The 14,489-nt window shown below is 48.3% G+C and carries 18 protein-coding genes and 1 riboswitch; of the genes, 3 read left to right on the forward strand and 15 right to left on the reverse strand.

Annotation, left to right across the window (positions count from 1 at the left end):
• The 5 genes from thiS to NOM72_RS08760 form a co-directional block, all read right to left on the reverse strand.
• Positions 1-201: a sulfur carrier protein ThiS gene (gene thiS, locus NOM72_RS08740; protein WP_023467856.1), complete on the reverse strand. Its 201-nt coding sequence runs from the start codon at positions 199-201 to the stop codon at positions 1-3.
• Positions 198-1,142, reverse strand: a complete 945-nt coding sequence (locus NOM72_RS08745; protein ID WP_255998875.1) for an FAD-dependent oxidoreductase — start codon at positions 1,140-1,142, stop codon at positions 198-200. Before NOM72_RS08745 ends, thiS begins: the two co-directional genes overlap by 4 nt.
• Entirely contained in the window at positions 1,139-1,732 is a 594-nt protein-coding gene (locus NOM72_RS08750; RefSeq protein WP_255998878.1) for a thiamine phosphate synthase, read from the reverse strand. The genes NOM72_RS08745 and NOM72_RS08750 overlap by 4 nt, the downstream gene beginning before the upstream one ends.
• 82 nt (positions 1,733-1,814) lie before the next feature.
• A riboswitch (TPP riboswitch) is annotated at positions 1,815-1,917 on the reverse strand.
• A gap of 56 nt (positions 1,918-1,973) precedes the next feature.
• Positions 1,974-3,194, reverse strand: a complete 1,221-nt coding sequence (nagZ, locus tag NOM72_RS08755) for a beta-N-acetylhexosaminidase (RefSeq protein ID WP_035398024.1) — start codon at positions 3,192-3,194, stop codon at positions 1,974-1,976.
• A complete protein-coding gene (locus NOM72_RS08760) occupies positions 3,191-3,616 on the reverse strand; it encodes an OsmC family protein (protein WP_023467853.1) in 426 nt (141 codons plus the stop codon). Before NOM72_RS08760 ends, nagZ begins: the two co-directional genes overlap by 4 nt.
• A gap of 190 nt (positions 3,617-3,806) precedes the next feature.
• On the opposite strand from NOM72_RS08760, the gene NOM72_RS08765 reads away from it, so the two are divergent.
• On the forward strand, positions 3,807-4,991 hold the full coding sequence (locus NOM72_RS08765; RefSeq protein ID WP_255998882.1) for an MFS transporter: 1,185 nt from the start codon (positions 3,807-3,809) through the stop codon (positions 4,989-4,991).
• A gap of 127 nt (positions 4,992-5,118) precedes the next feature.
• Positions 5,119-5,607 (forward strand): DoxX family membrane protein, encoded by a 489-nt coding sequence (locus tag NOM72_RS08770; protein ID WP_255998884.1) that lies wholly within the window; start codon positions 5,119-5,121, stop codon positions 5,605-5,607.
• A gap of 29 nt (positions 5,608-5,636) precedes the next feature.
• Here NOM72_RS08770 and NOM72_RS08775 read toward each other — a convergent pair whose 3' ends face one another.
• The 8 genes from NOM72_RS08775 to NOM72_RS08810 form a co-directional block, all read right to left on the reverse strand.
• Positions 5,637-5,930, reverse strand: coding sequence for a hypothetical protein (locus tag NOM72_RS08775; protein WP_023467850.1), 294 nt, complete (start codon positions 5,928-5,930; stop codon positions 5,637-5,639).
• 76 nt (positions 5,931-6,006) lie between these two features.
• Entirely contained in the window at positions 6,007-6,936 is a 930-nt protein-coding gene (locus NOM72_RS08780; RefSeq protein WP_144080692.1) for a hypothetical protein, read from the reverse strand.
• Between the two features lie 148 nt (positions 6,937-7,084).
• Positions 7,085-7,900, reverse strand: coding sequence for a hypothetical protein (locus NOM72_RS08785; protein ID WP_174316125.1), 816 nt, complete (start codon positions 7,898-7,900; stop codon positions 7,085-7,087).
• A complete protein-coding gene (locus tag NOM72_RS08790) occupies positions 7,897-8,574 on the reverse strand; it encodes an ATP-binding cassette domain-containing protein (protein ID WP_055967275.1) in 678 nt (225 codons plus the stop codon). Before NOM72_RS08790 ends, NOM72_RS08785 begins: the two co-directional genes overlap by 4 nt.
• Positions 8,567-8,947, reverse strand: a complete 381-nt coding sequence (locus NOM72_RS08795) for a GntR family transcriptional regulator (RefSeq protein ID WP_255998890.1) — start codon at positions 8,945-8,947, stop codon at positions 8,567-8,569. The genes NOM72_RS08790 and NOM72_RS08795 overlap by 8 nt, the downstream gene beginning before the upstream one ends.
• Before the next feature lie 152 nt (positions 8,948-9,099).
• Positions 9,100-9,288, reverse strand: coding sequence for a hypothetical protein (locus tag NOM72_RS08800; protein ID WP_255998893.1), 189 nt, complete (start codon positions 9,286-9,288; stop codon positions 9,100-9,102).
• 13 nt (positions 9,289-9,301) lie between these two features.
• The gene (locus NOM72_RS08805) at positions 9,302-10,177 is read right to left on the reverse strand and encodes an SDR family oxidoreductase (RefSeq protein WP_255998895.1); all 876 of its coding nucleotides are present in this window, start codon (positions 10,175-10,177) and stop codon (positions 9,302-9,304) included.
• 88 nt (positions 10,178-10,265) lie between these two features.
• Entirely contained in the window at positions 10,266-10,727 is a 462-nt protein-coding gene (locus NOM72_RS08810; RefSeq protein WP_023467843.1) for an NUDIX hydrolase, read from the reverse strand.
• Between the two features lie 326 nt (positions 10,728-11,053).
• On the opposite strand from NOM72_RS08810, the gene NOM72_RS08815 reads away from it, so the two are divergent.
• Entirely contained in the window at positions 11,054-11,791 is a 738-nt protein-coding gene (locus tag NOM72_RS08815) for a peptidoglycan DD-metalloendopeptidase family protein (RefSeq protein WP_035398042.1), read from the forward strand.
• 232 nt (positions 11,792-12,023) lie between these two features.
• Here the strand turns inward: NOM72_RS08815 and NOM72_RS08820 are convergent, their stop codons facing one another.
• Together NOM72_RS08820 and NOM72_RS08825 are read right to left on the reverse strand one after the other, a co-directional pair.
• Positions 12,024-13,172, reverse strand: a complete 1,149-nt coding sequence (locus NOM72_RS08820; protein WP_255998898.1) for an FAD/NAD(P)-binding protein — start codon at positions 13,170-13,172, stop codon at positions 12,024-12,026.
• Positions 13,173-13,319: 147 nt separating this feature from the next.
• Positions 13,320-14,432, reverse strand: a complete 1,113-nt coding sequence (locus NOM72_RS08825; RefSeq protein ID WP_023467840.1) for a glycerol dehydrogenase — start codon at positions 14,430-14,432, stop codon at positions 13,320-13,322.
• Positions 14,433-14,489 lie beyond the last annotated feature (57 nt).

Genomic DNA, 14,489 nt, shown 5'->3' on the forward strand with positions numbered 1-14,489 from the left:
TTATCCTCCTCCTACGAAATGAACGATTTCAAATGTGTCATTGTCCCGAACGACTGTCTGACCGTACGCCATGCGATCGATAATTTGTCGATTCTGTTCGACGATGACGAGCTTTTCCCCTAAGCCGAGTTGCGTGAGCATGTCCTCGATCGTTTTAATCTGTTCGATCGTGTGGTCATTGCCGTTAATCGTAATGTTCATCGGACTTCCTCCTTCTGAATCAACCGTAATGTATTTACCAAGACTTCCGCTGTCGCTGGTGCGAGTAATATGCCATGCCGATGATGCCCTGTCGCTAGGAAGATCCGACGGGATGAATCGGTGACTCCGATATATGGCAAGCCGGACACCGTTTGCGGTCGTACACCGGACCAGACTTCTTCGATGACCGCGTCACGAATCGGTGGATACAGTCGTTCTGCTGCTTGAAGCAGTGACATGATCCCAGCGACACTGACGCCGACCGTCTCGTCGTGCGGCAGTTCGGTCGCACCGATCAAAATCCGTCCGTCAGCTTTTGGCACGAGGTAGACGGCTTCATCAAACAGAATCGAGCGTAACGGCTGACCCGCGAGACGGACGGCGAGACACTCCCCTTTGACCCCATATGTCGCGATCGAAATACCAGCTGTATCGAGCAAGGCTTGCGACCCGCGTCCGGCAGCGACCGTCACTGTTCGTCCGGTCCACGTTCCTGCGTTCGATTCGATCCTGATGAAGTCATCGTTCTCTTCGATGCGTGTGACATCTACCTGTTCTTCAATCGATATGCCACGTGCGTGTAAGGCATACATCAATGCAGTCGTCAGTCGTCGTGGATCGATTTGACCGACAGCTGGAAACAGATGCTCGCGTCCTTTACGTTTTAACAAAAACGGTTGTTCCCGGTACCCACAATCGATGCCTGTCTCTCGCTCGAGTCGACGTGCAAGCAGTGGATACAGACGACGACTTCGCGCGGCAAGTGCATGCAATTCTGCTCTCAGCTCGATGTCCGTCGCAAGCATCCCGGCAGCTGCGCGGCTCGTTCCTCGTCCGCATGTTCCACGTTCTAAGACGACGACGGATTCATTCTGACAGGCGAGACCGTAAGCAAGCGTCAACCCGATGACTCCGCCGCCGATGATGATGTGATCCGTCATACGCGAACCCCCTGGTAACGCCTGATGGCGGCGAGTGGATCCGATTGACCGAGAATACCCGATAAGACGGCGATTCCGGTTGCACCGGTTGCTGCGATTTCAGGCATGCATTCTGGTGTAATCCCACCGATCGCAATGACTGGCTTCGTCGTGAAGGTGACGACTTGCTTCAAGGCGTCGATCCCTCGGGGTGGTAGGTCCGGCTTCGACGCTGTCGGATAAATATGACCGTACAGCAGTCGGTCGGCTCCTTCCGCTTCTGCTGCCAGTGCCTCTGCTAGTGAATGGACCGATTTCCCGATGACGAGATTCGGAAAATGACGTCGCACATCGCGGACACGCATGGAACGGCGCGTCAGCTGCACACCGATGCCGGCGACATGGGCGACGTCGACCCGGTCATGAACCGTTAACTGTTCAGGCGAATAACCATGCCCAAGGAGTGCGTCAATCAGATCAAGTAATTCTGCCGCCGATAAGTTCGGTTCACGTAGATGCAGCTGATCCGTATAGGGTTGAAGTGATTGAAAGGTCTTTATTTCGTCAAGCGGATGAATGGATCCCGTCGAAATCAGATGTAAACGCATCATGTTCTTCCTTTCCATACGAAAAAGGACCACTCCCGATGTTGAAGGGAGTGGTCCGAAAATGCGCTGAAGCGCTAAGGATATCTAGGGTTTCGAGCCACTTCCCTCCGCTAGTACGAACTAGATCAGGTTCAAAGGGTCCGGATACTTCCGTCTCAGTCTGCTGGGAGACTCCCCTAGTGTCTTTTCGTGTTTAATTGGCTTGCCCCATTAGTCTAGCATGAGTCGCTTTGCTTCGCTAGTCCTAGTTGAGCGCTTCCACTTGCTGAATCAGCTCCGATTTCGTCGGTCGCTGTTGCTCTTGGCTGTCGGCATACGTCTGCTTTAGCTTCAGGATGCGCATTACTTTAGCATCGAGCATCTCCGGCGTCAGCGTTTGGTCTTTGACGGCTTGCATCACTTCAGCATGAACTTTTGCGTAAGCACCTGCCTCTGAAAACATCGCCATATCAGCTCCATTGACGAGCGACTGACGTGCCGCTTCTGCGAGACCATATCGTTTCGTGATCGCTCCCATGACGAGATCATCCGTGATGATGACACCGTTGAATCCGAGTTGCTGACGCAAGAGGTCAGTCAAGATCGGCTTTGAGAGCGAGGATGGATTCGTATCGTCATACGCGGGATAGAGAATATGGGCAACCATCACCATCTCGGCGCCCTCTTGAATCGCTTCTTTAAACGGTAACAGTTCCGTCTGCTTCAGTTCTTCCTTTGATGCCGTCACTTTCGGTAGCCCGACATGGGAATCGACACTCGTATTGCCGTGACCGGGAAAATGTTTGACGACCGGAATCGTTCCCGTCTCCTGCATCCCGTGCATCAGGGCCGTACCAAGCGTCGCGACGGTCTTCGGATCAGCACTGAACGCACGGTCGCCGATGATCGGATTGTTCGGATTACTGTTGACGTCTAGGACCGGTGCGAAGTCCATGTTGAAGCCATAAAATCGTGACAAATGTCCGAGCGTACGTCCGACATCTTCCATTTTCGCATCATCTGCTCCTTGCGCCATCCGTTGACTCGTCGGTAGACGTAATCGTTGATCCGGTACCCGGCTGACCCGTCCGCCTTCTTCATCGATCCCAACAAACGCATACGGTTTTTGATTCGTCTCTTGAATCGCACGTGTGAACGTCAAGAGTTGTTCTTCTGACGTGATGTTTCCGCCGAGCAATAAGACCCCGCCAATCGCATGCGTCTGTAACAATTTCCGGTCAGCTGCTGAAAGTTCCGTGCCGGCGACTCCGATATAGAGCAGTTGATCGATTTTTTCTGACGTCGACATCGCTTTTAATTGTTGCTTTAGTTTTGCTTGTTGTCGTTCTTCCTTCGTTGGCTCAGGCTTCGGTTTCTTTTCTTCTGTCGGTTGTTTCGATTCCGGTTGTGATGATTTCGTTGGTTCCGTCGTCTCCTGCGCACACCCTGCAAGCAACAGGCAACCGATCAGTACGACTTTCTTCACAAAGGATCCTCGCTCCGGACACCATTGATCGAATAATAGACGGAAATCTCAGCGTTCAGGGATTGCGAGACCGAACAATATTTATCCTTTGATAACGAGATGGCGCGACGGACTTTATCTTCCGGGAGATCTCCTTCGAGCCGGTAATGAATCGAGATCGACGTAAAACGCCGCGGATGGTCCTCTGCCCGTTCTCCTTCGATATCCATTTCGAAATGGGTGATCGTCAAGCGCATCTTCTCTAAGATCGAAACGATATCAATTCCGGTACAGCCGGCAACGGCATGTAGCAGTAGTTCAGTCGGTCGCGGCGCTTGATTTTCACCCCCGTTTTCGGGTGCTGCATCCATCGCCAGGTGATGCCCTGATTCCGTCTGTCCACTAAACCCCATCTGTTTGTTCCATGTCACTGTCGCTTGCATCGTTTCCACTCCTTTATAAGTAGTCTTCTTCTGTAGTATACGCAAAAAACAGCAAGCCTGGAAATTCACACGCTATTTTGAATAATGGTTCTTTTCCCGAAATCTCGCTTTGCGATACCCGGCGAAATCGTTTCATGCTATCCTGTTACTCATAGTTTCGCGCGCAAGCGCTAGAATTGAGGAATTATCCATGTCACCTACTACTCGTTTAAGTCGACGCGATTGGCTCTTGATCGCCACGTTGTCGCTCCTGACGTTCGTACTCGGAACAAGCGAATTCGTCATCGTCGGGATCCTCGCTGAAATCTCCTCAGCCCTTGATATCACGATCGCAACAGCCGGTACGCTCGTCTCAGCCTTTGCCATCTCCTTTGCAATCGGTACACCGATCGTCATGTCGCTGACCGGTCACCTGGAACGGCGTCGCCTGATCCTACGTCTCTTACTCGCCTGGGTCTTACTGAACCTTGCCAGTAGTTTTGCTCCAAGTTACGAAGTGTTGCTCGCAACCCGCATTCTGACAGCGATCTTGACTGGTGTCTTGATCTCACTCGCGATGGTCGTCGCAAGTGACGGTGTGCCTGTCGCAAAACGCGGTGTCGCCGTCTCGTTCATTTTCGGTGGTTTTACACTCGCGAACGTTCTCGGTGTCCCCATTGGAACGTTCATCGGGCAACATGCTGGCTTTGAAGCCACGTTCTGGCTGACGACAGTCATGGGATTGATCGCGTTTCTCGCCGTGTGGAAAATCGTTCCGGTCCAGCAATCGACGGGTTCTGGTTCTATTAAGGAACAGCTTGGATTGCTCGCCAACCCACGGATCCTGATCGCCTTCTTTATTCCGTCGTTTGGATTCGGGGCAACTTACGTCGTCTACACATATCTCGTGCCGATTCTGCAAACAGAACTCGGGATTGCGAAAACGTGGATCAGTCCGATCTTGCTCGCTTACGGCGTCGTCTCAATCTTTAGTAACATCCTTGCCGGCAAGATTGCTAGCAAAAATCCGATGGGACGCTTACGGTTCGTCTTCGTCGTGCAAGCAATCGTTCTTGCTGCGTTATACTTCACGACAGCATCCCTTCCGCTTGGTCTGTTCAACATCGCCTTGATGTCGTTGATGTCGATTTTACTGACCACTTCGACACAAATCTACTTGATTGACCTCGCTGAAAAGTTCAACCCGGAAGCAAAAGGACTAGCCGCTTCATTAATGCCGGTTGCGAGTAACGTCGGGATTGCTTTTGGTTCGGCACTCGGTGGTATCGTCTATGCGAACGGTCCGATGATGAACACGGCACTCGTCGGTGGACTGGTCGCGCTCATTGCTGCTTTATTGACTGCAGTCAGTCATCGCCTCGATCAACGGTCATGAAACCGTTACCTTATCCTTTTTTGTAACAGGTCGATGACGGTTCGATGACGTTATGATGATAGTCCCCATCTCGCTGATGATTTTTCAGTATGATGGGGACTATGTTGTAGTAGAGGAGTGTCTGAAAGTGAAAGCATTACACATCATCGGTCTCGGTCTGTTGACGATCATCCGACTCTGGCTCGGAATCCAGTGGTTCATCGCTGGAATCGGTAAGTACATTAATGGCTTTGATGCAAAACCGTTTCTCGAAGGAGCGCTCGCGAAGTCAACGGGCGAAGACGCACTCGTCAGTTCCTGGTATGCGACGTGGATCGAGCAACTCGCCTTACCGAACATCGGGCTGATCAACGCCTTGATTCCGTTCGCGGAACTCGTCGTCGGGATTCTGTTGATTCTTAGTCTGTTGACAGTTCCTGCACTGGTTGTCGGAAGCATCATGAATCTCAATTACTTACTCGCTGGGACGATCGCATTGAATCCAGTATTCTTAGCAGCGTCAATCGCCTTACTGGCTGCAGGACGCTTTGCCTATCAAATCGGCATCGATCACTGGATCATCCGCTGGTATCGTTCGTCGCAGCAACCGCATCCCCTGGACCGGATTCCGGTCTAACGAAAAAAACTCTCCCAAACGCGGGAGAGTTATTTTTTTTGTTGCTCAAGAATCGTCTGTTGTGTCGGGGTCCCGCCGACTGAGACCGTACGCTCGAGGAATAGGTATGGTTTACCATCAACTTCAAAGCGACGGTCACCGAGATAACGTGCCGAATGCCCATCCGTTGCGAGCTTTTGTTCGATTGCTGCGACATGTTCGTCGAGTGAATAAAACCGATCGTCAAACGTCATCGTGATGTTTTTCTTACGATACCCGAGTAAGAAATTGTAGTAGAACCAATACATAGCACCTGCGAATACGACAAAAATCAAGAATTGCATGTGAGTTCCCCCTTTGTATAGTCTTTATACGTTGGAAGAAAACAGGAGGTTTCAAATATTTTACTTTTTTCGTAGTTCAGTTAATTGTCATCCCGTTGAGTTGAAGGTCACTCTTAGGCATGTCATATTTGATTGTCCCCTCGTATCGAACTTCTTCAGTCTGTGCATCTAAAACAAGGATAGATGTGCCATTTTTCTTTGTTTCGATGAAGGAATACACTAAATCGTTCTCAAGGATTGCCGATGTGTGTCGTTGCACTTCATTGGCATCTCGTTTAGGTAAATCATAACGATGCTGCGTGAATTGCTTTGTTCGTAAGTCAAACGTCGACCATTTGATTTTTGTTTCGGTCATGTTCTCTGTCATCCCTACGACGGTACCTTCGTCTATCACACGTGTATCCCACATGTCTTCAACTTCAAACAACTTTAATCGTGTCGTTTTTGAATTGTCTCTCAGATAAACTCTTGTCTTGGAATCGTCAGGCATCTGTCGATATAAGACACGATTCTGATAGATGGCGAGTACCTCATCGTCTTCTGTTAATTGAAATGGTAAATCCATAAGTTGGACTGTTTTTTTCTTTAAATCAATCACGTAGATATGATTTGTACCTGGTTTTTGTATAACATCGCCAATTCGTTTGACATATAACTTCTGTTTCGTTCGTTGAAATGGTTGATAGTAGATCCCTTTAGTCTTTGCCGGTTTTGGTAAAGAAACAATCTGCACCTTTTCCGTGCCACGTTTCCATGATTGTAGATCCCATGATCCATCTTCATTGACGTGTAATCCAAATACCTCTTTGTCTTGCTCATATCGTGATAATTCGATTTGGTTCATGAAATGCCGGAAACTACGCGGGGCATCCGTCACATCGGAGTAATCTCTAGCGAACTCAGACAAATAATTCGTTCGCTTTTTTTCAACTTCTCCTTTTAACGTAACTTCGTAATCTGTTTTATAACTTTCAGGATCATTGAATTCGAATTGAAGTTGTTTCACCAACGGATCATCTGAAGTTCCCTGTAACGTTTGGACCGTAAATGTGGGCTCATCTGTTGAAGAAGAGTACACGGCGTAGACTCCAAGTGTCAAAATACAAATGACTCCCAAACACAATATATATTTATAGGTTCGCATAGTATACTCCTTACACCGTAATTTTTCGTTGCAGTAATCGAAGACTTTTCCAGATCATGTACACGAAGTAACAGAGACTTAACCCAATCAGAAGAAACATCGCCTCTGTCTCCAGTAAGTAACGCGTCTCATCTAAAAGCGCTAATATACCAATCGTTAAAGCAACAGGAACAAAAATTTCAAGTCCAATTCTGATAATGGCTTTTCCTTTACGGAATGAACGTTCGATTAAAACCAACAAGAAAATAAAACTGACAATGAATAGTGAAATGGCGAGAATGATCCCTAAGTCGATCAGATTCATCGTATAAAAATCGTTCATCACGTTTCGGACTGGACTTAAGTTACTTTGATTTTGATATTCCGGCTGAATCAACCAATCAAACAGATAAAAACCTGATTGCAATACACACCACTGAATGCCAATAAAACTTACGATGATTAAAAAGACTGTCGTCAATTTTGAGAAGAAAATACTTGCCCGATTTCCTGGAAGCATCAATAAACGATAAATATACTTTGTTTCTCCTAACCAATCTCGATACCAAATTTGAATCGCATAGATGACAACAATCGCCATTCCGATCAGAGTCACATAACTAAAGAAAGAGGACGCCTCAGAGTATCCAAGTGTATCAATTTGTTTAAGTGCTTCTGCGACGGAAACTCGATTAAGTTCCATGAAATTCTCGACTTTCCGTGCGTGATACATGACTTGCGCAACGACCGACACCAGCTCAATTGCTACCATAGCAAGCACGACGATTACATAAAGCTTAAAACTCCGCTTAATTTCTTCGTTCGTCAATTGTATGTATTGTTTCATCGCTGATAGACCTCCCGCATCCGGTCCTGAACCGATTTCCCGTACAGTTCTCGCATCTCTTCCGTCTCATGTTCATCGATGATCCGACCGTCCTGTAAGAAGACGACCCGGTCGATCAAGTGCTCGATTTCCTGAATTTCGTGTGTTGTCATCAGGATACCGCGTCCTTCCATGAAGTGACTCGAGAATAGTCCTGCGATCTGTTCTTTCGTAAACAAATCGATCCCAGCGAATGGTTCGTCGAGTAGTAAGTAAGGACGATCGAGCGCAAAACCAAGAATCAAGCTGACCTTCGCCTGGTTTCCTTTTGATAAGTCCGTAATCTTATCTGTCGATAACAACTGGAAAATCCGCATCAGTTCATCCGCTGTCGCCTGGTTCCAGTCGGAGTAATAATCCGCCATATACGTCAGCGCATCACCGACCGTCATGTAGCCGGGCATCGTCTGGATATCCGGAACGAAGGCGATCTTGTTTCGATTGACCTCGCCATCGACGAGAACTGTTCCCGCGTTGACTGGGACGAGACCTGCGATTGCCTTCAGGATCGTCGATTTTCCTTCACCGTTAAGTCCAATCAGACACGTCAGTTGATCCATCGGAACCGAGAACGATACTCCTTGAAGAACCGGTTTTTTCCCGTACTTCTTTTGTAAGCCATGGACTTCAAGCATCGATCTTCCTCCGTTCCGTTTCCTGATAGACCGTCTCGACCTTCGAGACGACCTCATCGAGTGGGATTTGAATTGCCTTGACGGCATCGATGAATTCAGAGACGGCTTCTTCCAGCATCTCGGCACGTACTTTTTGGACGACTTGTGGATCACGTGTAATCTTACTCGGGACATTCCGTTCTGTTGTAATCAATTGCTGCTCCTCCATCTCTTTGTATGCTTTTTGTGCGGTATTCGGATTGATTCCGAGCTGTGCGGCGATTTCGCGGCGGGACGGGATTTCTTGCCCGCTTTGCAATTCCTCGGTCGCAATTCGTTGTTTGAACCAACGGACGACCTGCAGGTACACCGGGCTTCTTTGGTCGAAATGCATCGGTAGACCTCCCTTTCCTGTATAATGTATTAAAACAATAATACACTTCTCTTCTGTATCATACTCACCATACAGTTTGACTGTCAAGATAGTTTGTCTTCTTTATCACGAAAAAACCACCATCCGATTTTGGATGGTGGTCACTTCACTCGTTAATAGGGATTCGGATCTTCCTGCGGTGTATCCGGAATCTCGGTCGGTTCTGGGAACGTATCCGGTTCCGGCTGACGGACTGGGTCCTCCTGTGGCGTATCTGGCACCTCACTCGGTGGTGTCTGCGGGACCTCGTCCGGTTGATGATCCGGTTCGCGTTTTGGCACTTCATTCGGATTTTTCTTCATCTTGATCTCCCCCTTAAGACGTAATGTAATCGCCGCCGTTGATATGAATCGTCTGACCTGTGACGTAACTTGAATCGCGGGAGGCGAGATACACATAGGCCGCTGCATTCTCAGACGGTTGACCCCGACGCTTCATTAACGTGTTTTCCCCGTGTGCCTCCACTTTTTCCTTCGTGAACGTCGCTGGAATGAGCGGTGTCCAAATCGGACCTGGTGCGACGGCATTGACCCGAATCCCTTGTTTGATCAAGCTTGATGCAAGTGAACGCGTCAGTGTCGCGATTGCTCCCTTCGTCGCCGAATAATCGATCAACGTTGGTGCACCGGCGTATGCTGTCACGGACGAGGTATTGATGATCGTGTCTTCTTTTTTTAGATGCGGCAATGCGGCTTGCGTCAGGTAGACAATCGAGAATACATTCGTCTCGAACGTTTCTCGGAGTTGATCCGGTGTGATGGCTAGAAAGTCATCTTGCGGGAATTGTTTCCCGGCATTATTAACGAGAATGTTCAATTGTCCAAACTCTGCGATGACGGTATCGATGATTGGTTGTGCGTGTTCCGGTCGACTAATATCTTTCGCGATCTTTAATGCTTTGACGCCGTATGATTCGATGGTTGTCACCGTTTTTTCAGCGTCTTTCCCCTCATTTAAGTAAACGATCGCGACGTTCGCCCCTTCTTTAGCGAAAGCGACGGCAACAGCACGCCCGATTCCACTATCCCCTCCGGTAATCAACGCGACTTTCCCTTTTAACTTACCTGAACCGACATAATCTGGATCATCGTAGATCGGCTCCGGTTTCATGATATATTCGATGCCCGGCTGTCGCTCCTGCGTCTGCCCTCGTGCTTCCTGATGTAACGCTTCGAACTGCTCTTCCCTCATGAACGTTCCACTCCCTCATCGATGACATAATGAATCATATGTTCAACGATTCCCTTGCGAAGTATATGTAAACGCTTTTCTAAAAAAGTCAGATGTCATTCGTCAACAGGGGCGGGAATATACTCGTTCGGAGCATATGCGTGAGTTCACTTGGATACAACGTATATTGATCTAACTTTTCGAACGGTACGAACCGATATGTCAATCCTTCACCTTCTGGTCCATAGAAGTCATCCGTTGAGAGCGGTAATGGTTCACGGCACGTCACTTCATAAAATAGTCCCAGTTCGTGAAATTGGTGCGCCGCATAATCAAAGAAGTTTTCATGCAGGAAACGAAAGATTGGTGGTTCGATCGATTGTCCTAGTTCTTCAATTAGTTCACGTTCAATTGCTTTTGCACCACTCTCACCGAACTGGACGCGTCCTCCCGGTAATGACCAAAAATCATCTTCTCCTTGACGATGAATCAAAAGATGTCCATCTTGTATGAGCAGCGCCACTGCGCGAATGTTAAGCTTTTTTTGATCTACTGTAAACGTTAAGTCCATTTTATTTCCTACTCTCTTCTTATTAGATTCCCATACTTTCTCATCATTTCCCACGATTCTATTTTGTCATCAAATTCATCTCGTTGTAACATAAATTCATCTTGATTTTAAAGGATTTTCGAATTGAACGATCACTCAATATTACAACAAATGTTATTAGAATATATTTTAGCAATCGAATTGAAACACAACGGTCTGATAGTTGAATGCTATACTCTCGTTAGTCAAATGACCGCATCACTCACTTCAATACACACTAAACGCATCCACTTCTATAGATGTCATTCCGACGACAACACTAGATATTCAACTTAGGAGGAACATTCATGAAACGAACAATCACGACGTTAGCAATGAGCGCCCTCGTTGTTTCAGGTTTTGCAGCTACGGGTACAGGTAAAGTTGAAGCCTCTTCTGGCTCATCGTATAAAGTAAAGATTAAAGCAGACGGACTTCGCGTCCGGACTGGTCCATCGTTAAAACACCGTATCGTCGACGGCGTCAATGCGGGTCAAACATTCAAGTACCTCGGTCAGACAGGGAACTGGACGAAAATCATGCATAAAGGTGAAAAACGCTACGTCTATTCTGGTTACGTCAAGAAGTACAGTACTTCTAGCAAATCAGCGAAAAAAGCTTCGTTCTCTTCATCAACTGGATTCATGCGTCCGACAAGCGGACCAATCACGCAAGGCTACGGGAATGCTAGCGGTAAGTACGGCTACACGTTCCATAACGGAATTGACTTTGGAGCACCGACTGGAGCACCAGTTAAAGCAGCTGCTGCCGGAAAAGTCATCAAGTCGTCATATCAGGGAGCTTATGGTAACCATGTCATGGTCGAACATAATGTGAACGGTATTTCGTACACAACCGTGTATGCTCACCTTAGCAAACGTTCTGTCTTCGTCGGTCAATCAATCCCGAAAGGCGCGAACATCGGAGCTGTCGGTAGCACTGGTAACTCATTCGGATCTCACCTGCACTTCGAGATCCACCGTGGAAACTACACCTACAGCGGTTCGTCTGCAGCAAGCAGCGTCAACCCACTCGCTTTCTTATAATCACTTTTAAGGTACTCCGTACGGGGTACCTTTTTTGAATTCCATCCAATTTTACATTTTATCCAATTACACCCAAATGAGTCAACTTACTTTCATGATGATAGCAAGCGACTAGTATTAAATCTTACTAGACTAATTCGTTGAATTGATAAGATTGTCTTTCTTTCATTAAAACATTAAAATCCCCGTAAACATGACTTCTCGTAATGTCTACGGGGATAGCGATATAGTGTTAGACGAGCATTTCTGTCTGTTTCGCTTCAATCGTCGAGGCGATCGCACGCGCTGCGGCTTGTCCTCCGTAAATCGAGCGAGCGAACGGACCAACCGTTAAGTCAGCGAGGCTGCCTGTCGCGAATAAGTTCTCTCCCCATTCAAAGGTTTCTTCATCTAATAACGGTGTCCGGCAAGGAGATAATGGCAGCTTCAACTCTTGCTGTACCGCTTCAAGCCAAGATCCTTCGACGACCATCGGACGGATACCCGTTGCGCAAATAATCGATTCAGCGGTGAGGATACGACCATCCATCAGCTTTACTCCGCTTTCGACTTCCTGCTCGACTTCACCAATCACATGACTGATGATTCCTTCTCGAATCAGATGACGGACACGTTGAATCAAATCCTGTGTTGCCGTTCCCGGGCGACGCTCCTGTACGATCAGCGCTCGTTTTTCGCTAGCCGACAAGGACTTGAATGGTGTCAATCCTTTTGGTCCCATGAATTTTCGATCGGCATCGAATGCACTTTTTTCGAGCGGACGTCGTGAAAGAAGGGTCACCTGCCCGGGATAGCGCTCGGCACATTGAATCGTATGATGCAGAGCACTAATCCCACCTCCGATGATGACGACCGGTGGTGTATCGTGCTTTGATAAGAAAACGTGACGCGCCGATTTCGCCCATTCTGGCATGACGTTATGTTCCGATTGTCCGAGAGCGAGAACGACATGGTTTGCTCGTAACTCGCCTTCATCTGTCGAGACGATCCACGTTCCGCTTTCTCGTCTTAGCCGTGCGACTTCCCCTTGGACCCAACTCGCCTCCACTTCATTTTGCTGCGCCAATTGAAGGGCATGGTCGTTGAATAATTCCAAGGATGGCCGCCCGTATGTATCCTTGAAGGCTTGATGTGTATAATCCTGTTCTTCCGCATGATGCCTGAGACTCGTCGGATTCGTCGAAGTGTGGTGGACCCGAGTTGAACGTAGGTAAGGCATGCCGATCCGTTCGGTTTGTTTCCGCCAGTTCATCAATGGTTGCTCATGACGGTCGATGATCCGTATCATCTCCCGATCGATTCCTTTTTCACGTAAGGCATTGAATACCGTCATTCCATGAATTCCTCCACCTACAATCACCCATTCATATCGATCCGTCATCACAAAAACTCCTTTACCCGAATTAAATCGTAATCATTACGTTTTATAAAGATAGCGTGTTTTTAAGAAGAATTCAAGGGCAAATTGATATAGACTCATAAAAAATCCGCTTCCCCTTGGTAGAGGAAGCGGATTTAAACGCATCAATCAGGAAGAAGCATGTTTCGCTAGATACGCTTTCGAATAGCGGTCAGCTGCGATGATCGCATCCGCGACTTCGTCCGCCGTGACGTTAAAACCGCTGTGGATCGTCTCGCCTTCAGCAGTCGCTGCCTCGCCGACCTTGACGATGTCTTCACGCGACGCATCTTTTAGCTTGACGTCTTCGAGCGTCACCGGTAAACCAAGATCCGTGTAGAGCGCGATGTAGCGTTCAATCTCTTCTTGTGGATGTTCTTCGAGCGCCAACTGGACGAGTGTACCAAAGGCGACCTTCTCCCCGTGCGTCAAGTGGTGAATCTCACCGTCAAGCGCCGTGAACCCGTTGTGGATGGCATGCGCTGCAGCTAATCCACCACTCTCGAAGCCGAGTCCACTTAAGAGCGTATTTGCCTCGACGACGGCTTCAAGTGCCGGCGTGACGACTTGCGCTTGAACGGATTCATACGCCAAGCGACCATGCTCGAACAAGACTTCCTCACACCGTTTAGCGATCGCTTGTGCCGCAATCGTTGGTCGTCCTCCTGCCATCGTTTGTCCACCAAAAGCGACGACACTCCGGACCTCGACCCACGTCGCGAGCGCATCCGCGATTCCGGACGCGAAGAAACGCGCTGGTGCTTGGGCGATCAGCTTCGTATCGACGAGAACGAGATCGGGATTCTTCTTATAGAATCGGTAACTTTCGAAAATCCCTTCGTCGGAATAGATGACGGACAGGGCACTCGTCGGGGCATCGGTCGAAGCAAGCGTCGGAACGATGACGACGGAGACGTTCAGCTCATCCGAGACGGCTTTTGCCGTATCGAGCGTCTTTCCGCCTCCCACACCCATGACGAACCGGACATCTGCTGCTTGTGCTTGCTCAGCGATTCGTTTCACTTCATGCCGTGAGGCTTCACCACTGAAGTCCGCCTTCTCGATGCCGACGTTTTCGCCGGACAACGAATGCTCGACACGTTCCTTGACGATTTTCCAAACGACATCATCCGCGATGACGAGCGCTTTTTCACCGAACGGGCTCACATATGTACCGAGCCGGTCAATGACATCCTTTCCTTGGACATACTTTGAGGGACTAATGAAGACACGTTCTGACATGTTTCAACATCCTTTCTGTAAGGGACACGATGATCAATGACATACAGTAGAGGAATT

Source organism: Exiguobacterium sp. LL15, from assembly GCF_024436095.1.
GTDB classification, from domain to species: domain Bacteria; phylum Bacillota; class Bacilli; order Exiguobacteriales; family Exiguobacteriaceae; genus Exiguobacterium_A; species Exiguobacterium_A indicum.

Excerpts from the sequence above, each read along its gene's own strand:
- thiS (WP_023467856.1), bottom strand. The coding sequence starts at position 201 with ATGAACATTACGATTAACGGCAATGACCACACGATCGAACAGATTAAA.
- NOM72_RS08745 (WP_255998875.1), bottom strand. The coding sequence starts at position 1,142 with ATGACGGATCACATCATCATCGGCGGCGGAGTCATCGGGTTGACGCTT.
- NOM72_RS08750 (WP_255998878.1), bottom strand. The coding sequence starts at position 1,732 with ATGATGCGTTTACATCTGATTTCGACGGGATCCATTCATCCGCTTGAC.
- NOM72_RS08760 (WP_023467853.1), bottom strand. The coding sequence starts at position 3,616 with ATGCAAGCGACAGTGACATGGAACAAACAGATGGGGTTTAGTGGACAG.
- NOM72_RS08765 (WP_255998882.1), top strand. The coding sequence starts at position 3,807 with ATGTCACCTACTACTCGTTTAAGTCGACGCGATTGGCTCTTGATCGCC.
- NOM72_RS08775 (WP_023467850.1), bottom strand. The coding sequence starts at position 5,930 with ATGCAATTCTTGATTTTTGTCGTATTCGCAGGTGCTATGTATTGGTTC.
- NOM72_RS08785 (WP_174316125.1), bottom strand. The coding sequence starts at position 7,900 with ATGAAACAATACATACAATTGACGAACGAAGAAATTAAGCGGAGTTTT.
- NOM72_RS08790 (WP_055967275.1), bottom strand. The coding sequence starts at position 8,574 with ATGCTTGAAGTCCATGGCTTACAAAAGAAGTACGGGAAAAAACCGGTT.
- NOM72_RS08795 (WP_255998890.1), bottom strand. The coding sequence starts at position 8,947 with ATGCATTTCGACCAAAGAAGCCCGGTGTACCTGCAGGTCGTCCGTTGG.
- NOM72_RS08800 (WP_255998893.1), bottom strand. The coding sequence starts at position 9,288 with ATGAAGAAAAATCCGAATGAAGTGCCAAAACGCGAACCGGATCATCAA.
- NOM72_RS08805 (WP_255998895.1), bottom strand. The coding sequence starts at position 10,177 with ATGAGGGAAGAGCAGTTCGAAGCGTTACATCAGGAAGCACGAGGGCAG.
- NOM72_RS08810 (WP_023467843.1), bottom strand. The coding sequence starts at position 10,727 with ATGGACTTAACGTTTACAGTAGATCAAAAAAAGCTTAACATTCGCGCA.
- NOM72_RS08815 (WP_035398042.1), top strand. The coding sequence starts at position 11,054 with ATGAAACGAACAATCACGACGTTAGCAATGAGCGCCCTCGTTGTTTCA.
- NOM72_RS08820 (WP_255998898.1), bottom strand. The coding sequence starts at position 13,172 with ATGACGGATCGATATGAATGGGTGATTGTAGGTGGAGGAATTCATGGA.
- NOM72_RS08825 (WP_023467840.1), bottom strand. The coding sequence starts at position 14,432 with ATGTCAGAACGTGTCTTCATTAGTCCCTCAAAGTATGTCCAAGGAAAG.